The organism is Flammeovirga agarivorans (genome assembly GCF_012641475.1).
GTDB lineage: Bacteria > Bacteroidota > Bacteroidia > Cytophagales > Flammeovirgaceae > Flammeovirga > Flammeovirga agarivorans.
Genome location: NZ_JABAIL010000002.1, coordinates 121,122 through 138,342, shown reverse-complemented (window position 1 = coordinate 138,342; position 17,221 = coordinate 121,122). Strand labels below are relative to the sequence as shown.

Here is a 17,221-nt window from a genome sequence, read left to right as displayed (position 1 = left end):
ATTTTTAGTTTTCTTTTGTGTTTTTTTCTAAATATGAATTGACTTACAAAATACTTTACTCATCTTTGCTCATTCATTTATTATGTCTATCGTTAGAATATGTCAGCAAAATCTCATCCTGATTTAGGTGTTGAACCCATTAAAAACTTATTGATAAAAATGTCTGTACCTGCAGCTGCAGGTATGTTGGTAATGGTTATTTATCAAATGGCAGATACATTTTTTATTGGAAGGTGGGTAGGTACCTTAGGTTTGGCAGGGATTTCTGTAGTGTCTCCACTGATTTTAATTATTCAATCTATCGGTATGGCTATTGGTATCGGAGGATCGTCTCTTATATCTAGGGCTTTAGGAGCAAAAAATAGATTAGTAGCTAATCAGATATTAGGCAATCAAATTCTAATCGTATCCACATTAACGATTCTTGCAGTAGTCCTAGGTAAAATCTATGAAGAACCCTTATTAATCTTCTTTGGAGCGAATGGAGAAATCTACAGTTTTGCCCAAGAATATTATGCTATTGTTCTTTGGGGAATCCCGTTTCTTACATGGTCAATTGTAGCAAATAATGCTGTGAGATCAGAGGGGAATGCAAAGACTGCCATGTTTGCTATGGTAGTTCCTAGCGTTATTAATATTATTCTTGACCCAATATTAATTGTAGGATTAGATTGGGGAATGAAAGGAGCCGCTGTTGCTACATTTATCTCATATATTATAGGTTCAGTATTTCTATTTATCTTTTTTAAATTCGGTAAGACTGAGTTGAGTATATCCTTAAAGTACTTGAAGTTAAAACAGAAATACTTAAAAGAAATTTTAGGATTAAGTAGTGCTTCATTTACAAGACAAGCAGCATCTAGTGTTATCGCTATTATCTTAAACCATATTTTATATGATCATGGTGGTGAAGTTAGTGTCGCTGTTTATGGTGTAATTAGTAGGCTATATTTATTAGCGTCCTTCCCAATGATCGGACTAGGACAAGGATTCTTAACGATTTCTAGCTTTAATTATGGGGCAAAAAAATACCAGAGAGTAAAAGATGTCATTGTTAAATCTATAAAATACGGTGTCGTCATCAATCTAGTGATCATCATAATCATCTTTATATTTGATGAGAAGCTTACTTCTTTGTTTACTAACGACCAACAATTAATCGAAGAAAGTATACCTGCAATTTATGGTGTTATGACCTGTCTACCTATTGTAACTATTGGCATAATGGCCTCTATGTATGCTCAATCTTTAGGGAAAGCAAAAGATGCACTATTACTTACTTTAAATAGACAAGTACTCTTTAGAATTCCTTTTGTATACATCTTTTCTTATTACTGGGGGATCAGTGGAACATGGCTATCGTTTTTTTTCTCTGATATTGCTTCTATATTAGTAGCCTCAATCTATATGAGAAGAAAAGTACTCAAACTGACAAAATATATTAAGCAAAAAGAAATATGAGTAACCTAAAGGAAACTATCATACATGAAGTGAAAAAGACATTTTTAGTCACTACTTACTTTGCCGTAGGGCTTAATCTCTTAGTGATTATAGCTGTTCTTATTTCGGATAAAATTGATTTTAAGATTGGATATATTGGTGCTGCTACTTTTTCTGCTGCATTAACCGGTAAAGTGGTAGTTATTTTAGAATCTGTTGGGATAGATTTAAAATTAAAAAGGACCAAACTACTTAATGTTGTATTATTAAAATCACTTCTGTATACTTTTGTGATATTCTTTGCTATTGTAATTGAAGACGTATTAAAAGGTATGCTTTCTGATGATATGTCATTTTCTGAAGTGATTCATCATTTAATAGCATCTTTCAATTCAAATTTCTTTTTGGGCAGGGCAATATATATGATGGTCCTTTTTGGCTTATACCATTTTATTTTTGAAGTCGATAAGTTCTTAGGAGCAACAGAGTTATTTGATACCGTATTTTCTAGGTTTTATCACCCAAAGGAAAAAGAATTTGTGGTGATGCATTTACGATGGAATTACCGTACGGAGGATATCAACCAAAAGTTAGAATCAGCACAAGAATTTTTGCATCGATTAAATCAAATATTACCAAAACACAAAGGGTGTATCGAAAGGTATGATTTAGATGGGGTATATTGTACTTGGGAAAATTCAGCTTCTGAGAAATTTGAAGACAAGGCGGAATCGTTTTTTAAAGCTGTAGAGAAGCTTGAAGGAAAGTATGGAGTACAAAATATTAGGGCGGCATATAAAACAGATAAAGTAACTTCTGCTGAAATTGGAGGTTTCCTAAAGAAAGAAATTATTAGAATTGGTATCGCTTTTGAAGAAGTATCAACCCAATCCATCCCAGAATCAGGTTTGCCTTTAAGAAAAGTAGGATAAGGGAAGACTTTAAAATTAGACAATTTAAAGTTTATCATATAAAAATTTATAGAATAGGTAACGCAAGGAACTAGTTTGAATTAGGGTGTGTTTTTAACGTAAGTTAAACCCAGGACCACCCCAATCATGAAAAACTATTTTCTTGCTTTTTTTTTATTAACAACTATCGTCTTCTCTTGTAAAAAGGAGACTGAAGATAATCCAACAACTAGTTCGGGATTTGAAGAACTCACCGTAGATAATTCTTTTAATTTCTCAACCACTGAAAACTATGATCTGAATATCATGCAAGAATACATCTCAACTAATTTGCCTGTTGAATTATATTCAAGCAGTACATTTAATGATGATTCTTTTTTAGGGAGAGTTGTATTAAAAGGTTCAGATGCATTTTTATCCTCTTATAATTTAGAAAGAGGTACCAACAAGTTGTATATCAAAACTCTTAAAGCGGGAGTACCACAATTCTTTGAATATCCAATTACAACGGGTATGAACTATCTCTCTCTTAGCGATAGTTATATTTATGATAATGTGGAAGAAGTTGAAAACACATCTAGTTCAAGGGTTAGTTATTCAGGAACACTTCATAATTATTATGGGGGTTGGGATTCTGATGGACTTCCTGATTATTTAACCACACCTGATACAGTTTCACAAGATCTATTAGATGATATTGACGCATCATTACCAGAAAGAAGACCAGTACCAACTTACAATCCCGATTACCTTCAAGATATCAATTATGATACACGAATCTTACAAGAAGCAGATGTTTGGATTACTTTTGTTCATGAAGGAGCAGGGTACAGAAATACTTTAGGGTATTATACTTATACTACAGGGAATCCACCGCAAACAACCAATGATATCGATAGTATTAAAATCATATTCCCGAATGTATCGTACAAATATTCAGGTGGTCAATTACAAACGGGGTATAAAGTTCATTTAGGAAGGTTTGATGCAAATACTTCTTTGGGGTGGGTATTAATACCTAATGGTTGGAATCCAAGTATTGATAATCCTCAATACCGCAATAGTGTAAAGTATAGCAACTATTTATTGAATAATGACTCTCCTGAAGGGTTTAAACAGCATGTAGTAGCTTTAAATGATGACTCAAGAGATTTAGTGGTATTAGGTTTTGAAGATATTAGCCGTCCAGGTGGTGATAATGACTTTAACGATTGTATGTTCTACTTAACAGCCAGTCCTTTTACCATCGATACAGGAGACTTTAATGATATATCAGATGCGGTAGATACTGATGGCGATGGATTATTTGATCATGAAGAAGATTACCCTGAAGATGCTGAACGCGCTTTTGATATATATATAAATAATAAATCGAACTATTCTACTTATGGTTTTGAAGATTTATGGCCAGCAAAAGGTGATTATGATTTTAATGACCTTGTTATTGGGGTTAAATATAAAAAGGTAGTGGATGCTAACTATTTTGTGAGAGATATTATTATGGACTCTAAACTCTATGCAATTGGAGGTTATTATCGTAATGGTTTTGGAATTGAGTTCCCTTTTAATGCATCGCTTGTCAATAGTGTATCTGGGCAGACTTTAGATCAAGGTGTAGTTTCAAACGCCTCCAATGGTACAGAAAATGGCAATACAAAAGCTTCTGTGATTTTCTTTGAGAATGCATACTCATTAATGTCTTCAGATGAGATTTTGGTCAATGTGAAACCGTCAAGTCCATATGTGACTCCTCATGAGTTTACTGTAACAATAAATTTTGATGCGAATAAATTGGCAAACTCTGCATTTACCAATTATCCTAATCCATTTATTTTTGTAAATCAAGAAAGAGGCAGGGAGGTACACTTACCAAATCATGCACCAACAGAATTGGCAGAGGATGACTATTTCAAAACGAATGATGATAATACCGATTCAGGAACAAATACTTATTATAAAACAACTTTGAATCATCCGTGGGCAATTAATGTTGTTGCTAATGAGTTCAAGTACCCATACGAGAATGTAGAAATTACTACAGCTTACAATCATTTTAGAACATGGGCAGAAGCTAGTGGAGAAAGTTATTCTGATTGGTATAAAAGCAAGTCGGGTTATAAAAATGATGATAAAATATATGAAAGACCATAAATAATTAAAAAGCCTCAGATAAAACTCTGAGGCTTTTTATTTATCTAGGTTTATTGCCGATGATTCATTTCACAATCTTCATCATCACATTCGATCTCAATAGTGATGTGTTTGATATGGTCTTTGTCTATAATTTCTCTTACTTTTTGTTTAATGAGTGAAGCTTCTTTCATATCAACATTTTTATCTACAGTTAGATGTAAACTCATAACATTAAATTCCCCATCTAAAGACCATATATGTAGGTCATGAGCTCCTGTTACATGGTTAATTTCCTTTAGTTCGTTGATAATCTCTTCCTGGTTAACTGTTTTCGGTGCCGCCTGAAGAAATATAGGTAAAATACTAAAGAGGTTTCTAATGGCATTATATAAGATAAATACAGCGATACATATTGAAAGGATAGGATCGATAATTGGGATGTCATAAAAGTGCATCACAATAGCACCAATGAGGACAGCTACCCATCCTAATGTATCTTCCATAAGGTGTAGCATCATTACTCTTTGATTTGCGGAGTCTTTATTTCCAAAAAGTTTAAAAACTGCCGCTCCGTTAACTATTACCCCTAAAATACCCATGTATACCATTCCTTCAGAATTGACCTCTTGTGGCTCGATGAGCCTAGGGATTGTTTTAAAGAGAATCAATATAGAACCAACCGTGAGTACAATTACATTGACAATAGCTGCTAAAGTTGAATACCTTCTGTATCCATAAGTATATTTAGTATTTTCTTCTTTATTGGAGTATTTCTCAAAAAAATAACCCATACCTATAGCTAATGTATCGCCTAAATCGTGAATGGCATCTGATAAAATAGCGACAGAATTGGTCATTGCCCCTCCGATAAACTCTATTATGGTGAAAACTAAGTTGAGTATAAATGCAAATCCAATATTTTTTGTGCTATCAGAATGTTGTCCATGCGAATGGTGATGATGATGTCCCATAATATATCATTTCTTATTAGTAATAGATTTTGTATCTAAAATACTTAAAAAGTATGGTTTTGTTGAGGTGAAATCATCTTGAAAACTATTAAAATCTATTTTTCTATGCGGTTATTTTTATTCAAAAAAACTCAGTTAAATGTATATGTAATTCCGTTAGACTGAAAGCGAATTTTCGCTTTTTTTTCGTTTACGCTAAAAGAGAATTTTCATTACCAAAATCACCTTTTTGTGTATATAGTACAATTGATAATAAGTGTTTCTATAGCGGTTTTTTGATTGAAAAATCAGCTTTAAATAGCTGATTTTGAGCGGTGAATGAATATTTGTATGCAATCATTTTCTTTTAGTGATGGCTATCACCAAAATAGATTTTAGAGAATGACATCTTTGTATTGTTCACGAGAGATCAATCTCAAAAAAACTTTCACAACATGGGTTATTCATCACCAAAAGATATTTTAAGTAACATCAGAAATGGTGCTTTACAAAAAGGAAATATGTCCATCCAACAATTGTTAGTCTTCGGATTCTTAGGAGGTGCTTACGTTGCTTTTGGATTCCTTTTAGCAATTATTGTCGGAGGAGGTATGCCGGGTATCGCTGCTGAAAATCCTGGTTTAGCAAAATTTGCAATGGGTGCTGTGTTCCCAGTAGGACTAATCTTAGTGATTATTGCTGGAGCTGAACTTTTTACATCATCTACTGCTATGATGACTGTATCAGTACTTGCAAAAGATCAGAAATTTTCAAAGTTGGGTAAAGTTTGGACATTTGGTTATTTAGGTAATTTCGTAGGTTCTCTATTTGTAGCCTATTTTATTACAACATTAACTGGTGTCGTTGATGCTGAAGTATTTCACAATTCTCTAATCAGTGTAGCAGAACACAAAGTAGGGAATCCTTTTTATAAGACCTTTTTCAAGGCAGTTGGAGCCAACTGGCTTGTATGTTTAGCTGCGTGGCAAGCTTATGCCGCAAAAGATGTAATGGGCAAAGTAATTGGGATATGGTTCCCGGTAATGACATTCGTAACATTTGGATTTGAACACTGTATTGCAAATATGTATGTCATCCCTGCAGCAATGTTTAATGGAGCTGCAATTACTTGGTCAGATTTCATCGTGACTAACTTAATCCCTGCAACACTAGGAAATATTGTAGGAGGAGCGTTCTTCGTTGGTACGGTTTACTGGTGGATGTTTGTGAAGCCTGAATCTGAAAAAGAGGTAAAACAGATCAAAGAAGAATTGATAAAACAATAATTAACTCCTGTTGAGTTATTTAACCTGAATTAATTAAATAAAACTTAACCGTTGCATCGAAGTGTGAAAAACACCGTTAATGTAATGTGTAGATTGTAAAGAAAAACTAAAAAATGGAAAACATGGAAAACGCTGTATTAAACTCTCAGTTCGTTGGTACAAAATGGAAAAATGAAATCGATGTTTATGATTTTGTTATCAATAATGTTACACCATATTACGGAGATTCATCTTTCTTAGCAGAAGCTACTGAAGCTACAAAAAAACTTTGGGATATCTGCTTAGCAGGAATGAAAGAAGAGCGTGACAATAATGGTTGTCGTGATATAGATACAGATACAATTTCTACAGTAACTTCTCACAAAGCAGGTTACATCAATAAAGATTTGGAAACAATTGTTGGTTTACAAACTGACGAGCTTCTTAAGCGTGCTATGAAACCTTTCGGTGGTTATAGAGTAGTTAAAAACGCTGTTGAAGAAAAAGGTAAAACAGTTAACCCATCAGTTGAAAACGTATTCAAATATGCTAAAGATCATAACAATCAAGTGTTCGCAGCATATGATAAAGAAATCCGTACTTACCGTTCATTAGGTGTACTTACAGGTCTTCCTGATAACTATGCTCGTGGTCGTGTAATCGGTGACTACCGTCGTTTAGCACTTTATGGTACTGAACAATTGATCGCAGCTAAGCAAGCTGACTTCAATAAAATTGAAAACGGTTTAATCGTTGGTTCAGGAGCGGATATCGCTATGAACATTCAATTACGTGAAGAGATTACTTCTCAAATTCAAGCATTAAAAGACATCGCTGAGATGGCTGCAATGTACGGTTTAGATGTAACACGTCCAGCTGAGACTGCAAAAGAGGCAGTACAAGCAGTATACTTTGCTTACTTAGCAGCAGTAAAAGAACAAGATGGTGCAGCAATGTCATTAGGTAACGTATCTTCTTTCTTGGATATCTATATTCAAAGAGACTTAGAAGCTGGTACAATCAATGAGGTTGAAGCGCAAGAATATATCGACCACTTCGTAATGAAATTACGTATGGTTCGTCACTTACGTCCAGGTGCTTATGACGAAATCTTCGGTGGTGACCCAACTTGGGTAACTGAAGCAATCGGTGGTCAGTTCCATGATGGTCGTACTAAAGTGACTAAGACTTCATTCAGATTCTTACAAACTCTTTATAATTTAGGTGCATCTCCAGAGCCAAACTTAACTGTACTTTGGTCTAAAGATCTTCCTGAAGGTTTCAAAGAATTCTGTTCTCAAGTATCAATTGATACTTCATCTATCCAATACGAAAATGACGATTTAATGCGTCCTAACCGTGGATCAGATGACTATGGTATCGCTTGTTGTGTATCTTACCAAGAAATCGGTAAAAGAATCCAATTCTTTGGTGCACGTACAAACTTACCAAAAGCATTATTGATGGCAATCAACGCTGGTCATGACGAAAACAAAAACGTATTGACAGTGAATGACATCGATTCAATGGCTAACGATGAGTACTTGGATTACGACAAAGTAATGACGCAATTCAAGAAAACAATGAAAGAAGTAGCTCGTGTTTATGTGAAAACGATGAACATCATTCACTATATGCATGACAAGCACTACTACGAAAAAGCTCAATTCGCATTCTTGGATACTAATCCAGGTATCGATATGGCTTATGGTGCTGCAGGTATTTCAATTATTGCCGATTCATTATCAGCGATTAAAAATGCAAAAGTAAAACCTATCCGTGATGAAAATGGATTAGCAGTTGATTTCCAAATCGAAGGTGACTTCCCTAAATATGGTAACGACATCGACGAAGTAGATAACATCGCTAAAGAAATCACTCATATCTTCTTCACTGAGTTAGCAAAACATAAAACGTACCGTGAAGCTGTACCTACAATGTCATTATTGACAATTACTTCAAACGTAATGTACGGTAAGAAAACAGGTGCTACACCTGACGGTCGTAAAGCTGGTGAGCCATTCGCTCCAGGTGCTAACCCAATGCACGGCCGTGATACTAATGGTGCTGTAGCTTCATTGAACTCTGTAGCTAAATTAGACTACAATGATGCTCAAGATGGTATCTCAAATACATTCTCAATCGTTCCTAAATCTTTAGGTTCTGATCGTGAAACTCAAGTAAGAAACCTTGTAACTATGATGGATGGTTACTTCGCTGAAGAAGGCGGTATGGCTCATCACTTGAACGTGAACGTATTGAACAGAGATACTTTAATGGATGCTTACGAAAACCCTGAGAAATATCCACAGTTAACAATCCGTGTTTCTGGATACGCTGTGAACTTTATCAGATTATCAAGAGCTCACCAATTAGAAGTGATTCAAAGAACTTTCCATGAGTCTATGTAATTTATAGTATTGGAATTGAATTTAGACATAGAAGGCTGCTCCTTATGGAGTGGCCTTTTTTTGTATAAAAAATAAGCCCCCTTTCGAAAAAGGGAGCCTAAAAGCTCATTGAGTAATTTAATCGGGTAAACGAATCAAAGTTATAAGTGTCACTTATTTTCTGTCACATTAAATTCTAAATGAATCAGTTTTGATACCCCAAGTTTTGATGAGTAATCAAAATAGATATCATGATTGTTGCCGTCTGGGTCAATGCATTTTATTTCTACAGAATAGTATTCCTCTCCATTTAATATCTTGTCTTGTTGCAATACCTTTAGATGATTATTTAGTATTATCTGTTTTACTTTATTTTTACCTTCGGTTAGGTTTTGGGGTTTTGTAACATAAACATATGGGTCATCTTTAGCCTGTAATGTATATGTAACCGAAATAGTAAGAGATAATAGAATAAACAGTAGTCTTGTTTTCATTATAAATAAATTTTTTAGTAGCTGATGATTCAAAATTGGCTACATTTTTAGGTTGAAAAATTGATCTATGTTAATCTTAAAATCTTAAATATTTAATGAAACCGAATTTATATAACGATAATTAATCAGTCTCTGATGTAGATCAGAAATAGTGATGTTTGTTACTGGTAGAGAGTGATGATTGTTAATTAAAATTACAATTGTAAAGAAAGAAATAACTTAGTGATCTAGGTATAAGAGTGTAGTTAAAGAATTGAATGGATATTAATAAACAAAAGATCGAGCTGTGGATTTATTCTAACTTAGAGTTAGTACACTTATTAAAATTGATGGTATTGGTAGTGTCTACCTTTATAGGTGCCAAATTATTAGAAATACCCCATGGATCATGGATAAGTGGTACATGCCTTGTATTAAATAGGCCTGTTGTAGAATTGGGAGGGGTAATAAACAGGGTGTCACAAAGAGTATCAGGAACTATCTTCGGGGCAGGAATGTCTTTGATTACTTTGTTTTGGTTCCCAGATAATCTTTTGATCCATAGCTTAGCATTAGGTGTCGCTTTCCCATTGTTTTCAATATTTATTTTTAAGAGTAATAAATATGCTTATCAAGTAGCAATTTTGACCATGCTTATTGTCTTAAGTATTGGTGATGGATGGTCTTATGAAGCAGCTTATTGGAGATCAATTAATATTGCTGTTGGTGGAGTGATAAGTGTTATCTTCATTTTTTTATTGCCGATACATGCTAAGAAGGAGTGGAGGTTTGAATTATCAAAGTGCCTGTTATTGATCAGTAATTTGTATGAAGAAACATTAAAAGGAGATCAGGAGGACCGTCAGAAGCTGTTTGAAGACAATACCGATATTATTACTTCTGTTCGTAAGCAGAGAAAAATTTTCCCTTTTGTAGTTAAAGAATCTAGCCATTTTAAATCACATAAAAATGAAATGGAAGATGTCGCTTTACGTTTGAGAAAGCTATCAGGCATTCTAGAACTTTTAGCATCATCAGTTTTCCATTCTGATAAAGGGAACCATCTAATTACTCAATTGTCCTCTATACATGATAAGAAGGAAATAATACAATCACACCTTCATAAAATGTCTGATGAATTATTACATGGATATAAAGTGACTGAGAATACTGAAAAGCTGGTTTGGAGATCTTCTAAGTTGGAATTATTGAAATTAAATGAACAAAATCTTCATCAAGAAGCACCGTTAAGTCCTTATTCTTACATCTGGCTGAATAATAAATTTGGGGAAGAAGTGATGAAACTAGAAGAGAATTTATATATTTTATTTTAAATCAATCTCTTAAATTATTTATTGTAATAATTACACCTTTAATTCTTTTCTCATATATTGCAATGAATTAATATTCACCAATTACCAATAAACAAACATAAGTATAAACACTATGAACGAAGTCTATATTGTATCTGCAGTAAGAACTCCGATAGGGAGCTTCGGTGGAGTATTATCTTCACTTTCGGCCACAGACCTTGGTGCTACAGCAATAAAAGGAGCTTTGGAGAAAGCTTCGGTAGACGCCTCAGAAGTAAATGAAGTTTTCATGGGGAATGTTATTTCTTCAAATTTAGGACAAGCACCCGCAAAACAAGCGGCATTAGGTGCAGGTATTGGAAATGATGTACCTTGTACTTTAGTGAATAAAGTGTGCTCATCTGGGATGAAAACAGTCATGTTAGGAGCACAATCCATTATGTTGGGTGACAACGATATTGTTGTTGCTGGTGGAATGGAATCTATGTCGAATATTCCATATTATATCCCTAAAGGAAGATATGGCTATGGTTATGGACATGGACAAATGCTTGATGGATTGGTAAGAGATGGTCTTACTGATGTCTACAATGGAAATGCCATGGGAGTGTGTGCTGATGCTACAGCAGAAAAATGTGGAATTAGTAGAGAAGAACAAGATGAGTTTGCTATAAACTCTTACAAGAGGACTGCTATGAGTACTGATGATGGACTATTTGAAAATGAAATAGTTCCTGTTAGTGTTCCTCAAAGAAAAGGAGATCCAATTGTAGTGGTAAAAGATGAGGAATTTACAAAAGTGAAATTTGAGAAAATCCCATCATTAAGAGCTGTCTTTACTAAAGAAGGGACAGTTACAGCAGCAAACGCATCAACAATAAATGATGGAGCAGCTGCATTAGTTTTAGCAAGTAAATCTGCAGTAGAAAGATTAGGCTTAAAACCAATGGCTAAGATTGTATCTTATGCAGATGCTTCGAAGGAACCTGAATGGTTTACAATTGCACCTCCGGATGCAGCCAGAAAAGCATTAGATAAAGCTTCTTTATCAAAAGAGGATATTGACTTTTTTGAGGTGAATGAAGCATTCTCGGTGGTGACTTTGGCATTTGCAAAAGAACTGGGTTTAGATCTTGATAAAGTCAATGTACACGGTGGAGCAGTTTCTATGGGACATCCTCTAGGTGCGTCTGGTGCAAGAATCTTAGTTACTTTGGCTGGAGTATTAAATGCCAGAAAAGGAACGAAAGGTCTTGCAGCAATTTGTAATGGCGGCGGCGGTGCTTCGGCAATGATTATTGAGAAAGTCTAGCCAACGATAAGAATAGATAAATAGCGACGATCTTTTATTAAGTTAAGAGATCGTCGTTATTGATTTTAGTCGATAAATAATCGCGTACTTCAGTCTCATTATCGAAGAAAACTCCTAAGCTACCTCTAAGGAGCTGGATATAATAATCTTCTGAGTTGTTCTCAAGGTCAATTCTAATTACAGTAGAACTTTTATTAAATAATTGTACCCTGATTTGTAACTGGTATGTTTTTAAATAGTTCGCCCAAACAATAGTGATTTCTTTAATTTTTCCAGTAGGTAAGTCAGTATTATTAAACACGATCCATTTGTCGACCATGAGGCTAAGAATTGTGGGATATGTAGGCATTAATAAAATGTTATTTTTGTCAATAACGTAAAAGTGTCAAAACTATTCTATATTTACTAAATCATTATTCAGATTACAAAAAATATTGATCTGAAACTGATTTAAATACAAAATTTAACTTCAATAGATCGAAAACATTCTTTCAAAAACTTCAACAAAAGTTCAAATGGCAAATAAGAAAAAGAAACAATCTAATACTCTACTATATGTAGCACTTGTTGTATTGGTTATTTGTGTTGCAGCTGGTGGGTATTACATGAAACAATCAAATGAAAAGGCAATAAAAGTTGAATTTAGTACGGTTACCAAAGGAGTTATTACAGAAAAAGTGAGTGCTTCTGGTAGAGTACAACCCATTAATGAAGTTACATTGTCATCGGAAGTTTCTGGTGAAATTAGAGAATTATATATAAAAGAAGGTGATTCGGTAAGACAGCGTCAGTTGTTGGCTCAGATCAGACCGGATAACTTTCAATCTGCATTGGATCAAGCAAGAGCATCATTAAATGCACAGAAGGCTCAATTGGCAAGGTCAAGAGCTGATGTTGCTCAGAACCAAGCAAGGTTAAGTCAGGCAGAACTTACTTTCAATAGAAATAAAAATTTGTGGGAAGATAAAGTAATTTCTGATCAGGACTTTGAAAATAGTAGAGCAGAATTTGAAATTGCACAAGCGAATCTTAAAGCGGCAGAAGAAAATGTTAGGGCATCAGAATATACAGTGAAAAGTGCAGTAGCACAGGTAGATGATGCAAAAGAGAGTTTAGAGCTTACTAAAATTTACGCACCAATGTCTGGTGTTATTTCAAAGCTTTCTGTTGAAAAAGGTGAGATGATAGTCGGTGCCCGTCAGATGTCTGCAACAGAAATGATGCGTATTGCCAATTTAGCAGAGATGGAAGCATTAGTTGATGTTAATGAAAACGATATTATTAGAGTACATAAAGGAGATACAGCAGTAATTGATGTAGATGCGTACTCTTACCGAGATTTAAAGTTTGCAGGTATGGTTACTGCTATTGCCAATTCTGCAAAAGATGCAGCAACTTCTGATGTTGTTACTGAATTTGAAGTAAAAATTAGAGTGTTACCTGAATCATATGCCAACCTTATGGCAGAAGGAATGGGAGCTGAATCACCATTTAGACCAGGTATGACAGCTAGTGTTGATATTATTACTCAACGTAAGTCTGATATTCTTGTAGTACCATTAACTTCGGTAACGACAAGAAAGAGATATGAGGTAGAAAATAAAGAAGCTGATGAGGATAATGACAACGAAAACATGGTGAAGAAGCCGTCGAACAAAAAAGACAGTGAGCTGGTTGAAGTTGTTTTTGTTTTCAATAAAGAAACATCAAAAGCTGATGCAAGAATTGTAAAAACTGGAATCAGTGATTTTGATAATATTGAAATTTTAGAAGGCTTAGAAGATGGTGAAGTAATAATTAAAGGTCCATTTAGAGTAATCTCAGAAACTCTAAAGAATGGAGATTTAGTTGAAGAAATGACTTCTGAAGAGAAGAATAAAAAGCCTTGGGAATAAATATAGATTGAATGACTACGCAAAGTAAAGTTGTAAAAGAACCATTAAATACACAGCAAAGAAAGATCTTTTGGGGAATGTTTTCAATAATATTTCTTGTAAATGTTATTAGTAATTTTATGGACAACAGGTTACTGATAATTTTTTCAAAACCTTTGTTGATGCCTTTTATCGCTATATATTTTTCTGCGACTTGGAAAGAAACATCAGAGAATTCTATTATTTATAAATCATTAATGATAGGCTTCTTCTTTGCTTGGATAGGTGATATTTACATGATGTTTAGGCAAGAAGAAGAGATAATGCTTTTAGGGTTATCTAGTTTCTTTATTTGTCATGTTTTATATATCGTAGCCTTTTTCTTTTCTGGAGTGAAAGATAAGCCTGCTTGGTTCTTATTATCCTTTGTGTTGTCTCTATTTGGAGGATTCATTGGAGAACATATAGTTTCTCACAACTCAATGATGTTCGCACCTGTATTGGCTTATAGTATTATCATTTCTGTGATGTTCTCATTTGCTTTCACAAGGATCTTTATAAGAAAAGATAAATGGGCAGCTTTTACCGCAGTTGGAGCATTATTGTTTATTATTTCTGATATCATGATTGGGTTGTCACATTTTCAAGGAATGGAAATTTCCCATGCATATATTATGATCACTTATATTATCGCTCAGCTCTTAATAAGTAGGGGTATGATGGTAGAAGGAGTGAAATAAAAAAAAGCTGTCTCAGTAAACGAGACAGCTTTTTTTTTATCTTAAGAATAACAATTCTCTATATTTTGGTAGAGGCCACATTTCATCATCAATCATGGTCTCAAGTTTGTCGACATGCCAACGTAACTCTTCAAAATATTTCTCTTTCACATCGTCACAATAAGCAATTGCTTTTTCTTCGACGTTTTCAATATTATTGATTCGTTTTCTCTCTTGTGTCATATCATTAGCTAGCTTTTTGACCTGATTTAGGTGCTTTGCTACCTTTTGAATTGTGATCATCGTTTCTTCTGTCTGATCTTCAAGTCCGATATCTTTTAATCCTCGAACATTTTCAATCAGCATAGTTTGATATCTGATCGCAGTAGGTGCAATGTGATTTAAGGCCAAATCTGCCATTACTCTAGACTCAATCTGCATCTTCATGATATAGTTTTGAAGTCTTATTTCATGTCTTGCATCCACCTCAGCCTGAGTCATGATTTTCATTCTTTTGAATAATCTTGATGTGGCAGGCTTTTTCAATACGGAAAGAGCTCTAGGAGTATCCATTAGATTCGATAGACCTCTTCTTTTTGCTTCTTTTACCCATTCATCACCATATCCATTTCCTTCAAAAATGATTTTCTTAACTGATGGGATATAAGAGCGAAGGATATCAATAATAGCTACTTCCTTCTTTTCATCTTGTTCGATAAGTTTATCAACTTCCTTCTTGAACAAGTCTAATTGGTTAGCAACAGCAGTGTTTAGTACAGTCATTGCTCTTGCGTTGTTTGAATTAGAACCTACTGCTCTGAACTCAAACTTATTACCTGTAAAAGCGAAAGGAGAAGTTCTATTACGGTCAGTATTGTCTAATAGAATTGGAGGTATTTTACTAATACCCAACTTCATATAGATGTTGTCACCTTTCTTTACTTTGATATCACCATTGTGTTCCAACTCTGTAAGGATGTCGTACAATTGTGTTCCAATAAAAGCAGAAATAATAGCTGGAGGTGCTTCATTTGCACCTAACCTGAAATCGTTACTTGCTGAAGCGATAGAAGCTCGTAACAAGTCTGCATTATCGTATACAGCCTTCAAAATATTGATAAAGAATGTGATAAAGATAAGGTTCTCTTTAGCCTTTGTAGAAGGCTGTAATAAATTGCGACCTTTATCAGTAATCAAAGACCAGTTGTTGTGCTTTCCACTACCATTCATTCCTTGGAACGGTTTCTCATGGAATAACACTCTAAAATTATGTCTAGATGCTACTTTTTTCATAAGGTCCATCAATAGAACATTATGATCATTGGCAACATTAACTTCTTCAAATATTGGAGCGACCTCGAATTGACTAGGAGCTACTTCATTATGACGTGTTTTAATAGGAATTCCTAGCTTATAAGATTCTATTTCTAGTTCTTGTAAAAAGCGAGTAACTCTTGATGGGATGGATCCAAAATAGTGATCATCAAGTTGTTGTCCTTTAGGGGGTGTCCGTCCAAATAAAGTTCTACCTGTTAATAGAATATCTGGTCTTGCATCTGCTAAAGCTCTGTCGATCAAGAAAAATTCCTGCTCACAGCCTAAGGATGCTTGTACCTTTTCAATACTTCTATCAAAAATCTGACATACAGAAGTAGCCGCTTTATCAACTTGTTCTAAAGCTTTTAATAAAGGTGCTTTATTATCTAAAGACTCTCCAGTATAAGATACAAAGATAGTTGGGATACATAACGTTTTTCCAGAGCCACTTTCGATAATGAAAGCAGGAGAAGTAGGGTCCCATGCCGTATAACCTCTAGCTTCAAAAGTCTGTCGTAGACCTCCACTAGGAAATGATGAAGCATCTGGTTCTTGCCTAACTAATGCACTACCTTTAAAACGTTCGATCGCTAAACCATCGCTGCTTAATTCAAAGAATGCATCATGCTTTTCTGCAGTTGAACCAGTTAAAGGTTGGAACCAGTGTGTGTAGTGTGTTACTCCCTTGGAAATAGCCCATGCCTTGAGTGAAGTAGCTACCGCGTCAGCTACATTTTCATCTATTCTTTCGCCTCTATGTATAGCGTTTTGTAGTCGATTGAAAATGTCCGATGATAGTTGTTCCTTCATGATAGAAGGACCAAAAGTATTCTCTCCAAAATAATCAGATACTTTTGAACTAGGAGGAGTGATATTGACGGGTTTTCTTTCTTCAACTAAACGTAAGGCATCAAAACGTTGTCTTGCCATTAAATTTACTTTATAGCGTTTTATTTTCTCATTTATTTAAAAATATAAATCTACAATTTTTTATGTGAAATGATAGTTTTTTTTGTATTTCTGAAATGAGTTAAATTAATATTATCATACAAAATATGATTTACAAAGTAGGGTTAACATACTTGGTATGTAATTTGATTAATCAATCATAATAACTCAATATT

At 34.3% G+C, this 17,221-nt stretch carries 13 protein-coding genes; 9 read left to right on the top strand and 4 right to left on the bottom strand.

All coding sequences use genetic code 11. The features are described 5' to 3' along the window. Positions 1–99: 99 nt before the first annotated feature. The 3 genes from HGP29_RS05375 to HGP29_RS05365 all read left to right on the top strand — a co-directional run bounded on the left by HGP29_RS05375 (position 100) and on the right by HGP29_RS05365 (position 4,502). Positions 100–1,461, top strand: coding sequence for an MATE family efflux transporter (locus HGP29_RS05375; RefSeq protein WP_168881349.1), 1,362 nt, complete (start codon positions 100–102; stop codon positions 1,459–1,461). Continuing rightward, positions 1,458–2,372: a hypothetical protein gene (locus tag HGP29_RS05370; RefSeq protein WP_168881348.1), complete on the top strand. Its 915-nt coding sequence runs from the start codon at positions 1,458–1,460 to the stop codon at positions 2,370–2,372. Before HGP29_RS05375 ends, HGP29_RS05370 begins: the two co-directional genes overlap by 4 nt. Before the next feature lie 126 nt (positions 2,373–2,498). Further along, the gene (locus tag HGP29_RS05365; protein ID WP_168881347.1) at positions 2,499–4,502 is read left to right on the top strand and encodes an LruC domain-containing protein; all 2,004 of its coding nucleotides are present in this window, start codon (positions 2,499–2,501) and stop codon (positions 4,500–4,502) included. Positions 4,503–4,552: 50 nt separating this feature from the next. On the opposite strand, the gene HGP29_RS05360 is transcribed toward HGP29_RS05365, so the two are convergent. After that, a complete protein-coding gene (locus tag HGP29_RS05360; protein ID WP_168881346.1) occupies positions 4,553–5,455 on the bottom strand; it encodes a cation diffusion facilitator family transporter in 903 nt (300 codons plus the stop codon). 434 nt (positions 5,456–5,889) lie between these two features. Between HGP29_RS05360 and HGP29_RS05355 the strand changes: the two genes are divergently transcribed. Together HGP29_RS05355 and pflB are read left to right on the top strand one after the other, a co-directional pair. Then, positions 5,890–6,720, top strand: coding sequence for a formate/nitrite transporter family protein (locus HGP29_RS05355; protein WP_168881345.1), 831 nt, complete (start codon positions 5,890–5,892; stop codon positions 6,718–6,720). Positions 6,721–6,842: 122 nt separating this feature from the next. After that, the gene (gene pflB / locus HGP29_RS05350; RefSeq protein ID WP_168881344.1) at positions 6,843–9,110 is read left to right on the top strand and encodes a formate C-acetyltransferase; all 2,268 of its coding nucleotides are present in this window, start codon (positions 6,843–6,845) and stop codon (positions 9,108–9,110) included. Positions 9,111–9,259: 149 nt separating this feature from the next. Here pflB and HGP29_RS05345 read toward each other — a convergent pair whose 3' ends face one another. Continuing rightward, positions 9,260–9,583 (bottom strand): hypothetical protein, encoded by a 324-nt coding sequence (locus tag HGP29_RS05345; RefSeq protein WP_168881343.1) that lies wholly within the window; start codon positions 9,581–9,583, stop codon positions 9,260–9,262. A 257-nt stretch (positions 9,584–9,840) separates the two neighbouring features. On the opposite strand from HGP29_RS05345, the gene HGP29_RS05340 reads away from it, so the two are divergent. Together HGP29_RS05340 and HGP29_RS05335 are read left to right on the top strand one after the other, a co-directional pair. Next, positions 9,841–10,896 carry an FUSC family protein gene (locus tag HGP29_RS05340; RefSeq protein ID WP_168881342.1) on the top strand — a complete coding sequence of 352 codons (1,056 nt, stop codon included), beginning with the start codon at positions 9,841–9,843 and terminating at the stop codon, positions 10,894–10,896. Positions 10,897–11,008: 112 nt separating this feature from the next. Further along, entirely contained in the window at positions 11,009–12,187 is a 1,179-nt protein-coding gene (locus HGP29_RS05335; RefSeq protein WP_168881341.1) for an acetyl-CoA C-acyltransferase, read from the top strand. A gap of 37 nt (positions 12,188–12,224) precedes the next feature. On the opposite strand, the gene HGP29_RS05330 is transcribed toward HGP29_RS05335, so the two are convergent. Further along, positions 12,225–12,506 carry a hypothetical protein gene (locus HGP29_RS05330; RefSeq protein ID WP_168881340.1) on the bottom strand — a complete coding sequence of 94 codons (282 nt, stop codon included), beginning with the start codon at positions 12,504–12,506 and terminating at the stop codon, positions 12,225–12,227. A 196-nt stretch (positions 12,507–12,702) separates the two neighbouring features. Between HGP29_RS05330 and HGP29_RS05325 the strand changes: the two genes are divergently transcribed. Both HGP29_RS05325 and HGP29_RS05320 read left to right on the top strand, forming a co-directional pair. Then, a complete protein-coding gene (locus tag HGP29_RS05325) occupies positions 12,703–14,082 on the top strand; it encodes an efflux RND transporter periplasmic adaptor subunit (RefSeq protein WP_168881339.1) in 1,380 nt (459 codons plus the stop codon). Positions 14,083–14,093: 11 nt separating this feature from the next. After that, positions 14,094–14,801 (top strand): lysoplasmalogenase, encoded by a 708-nt coding sequence (locus tag HGP29_RS05320; RefSeq protein ID WP_168881338.1) that lies wholly within the window; start codon positions 14,094–14,096, stop codon positions 14,799–14,801. 36 nt (positions 14,802–14,837) lie between these two features. On the opposite strand, the gene HGP29_RS05315 is transcribed toward HGP29_RS05320, so the two are convergent. Next, the gene (locus tag HGP29_RS05315; protein ID WP_168881337.1) at positions 14,838–17,027 is read right to left on the bottom strand and encodes a glutamine synthetase III family protein; all 2,190 of its coding nucleotides are present in this window, start codon (positions 17,025–17,027) and stop codon (positions 14,838–14,840) included. Between the last annotated feature and the right edge of the window lie 194 nt (positions 17,028–17,221).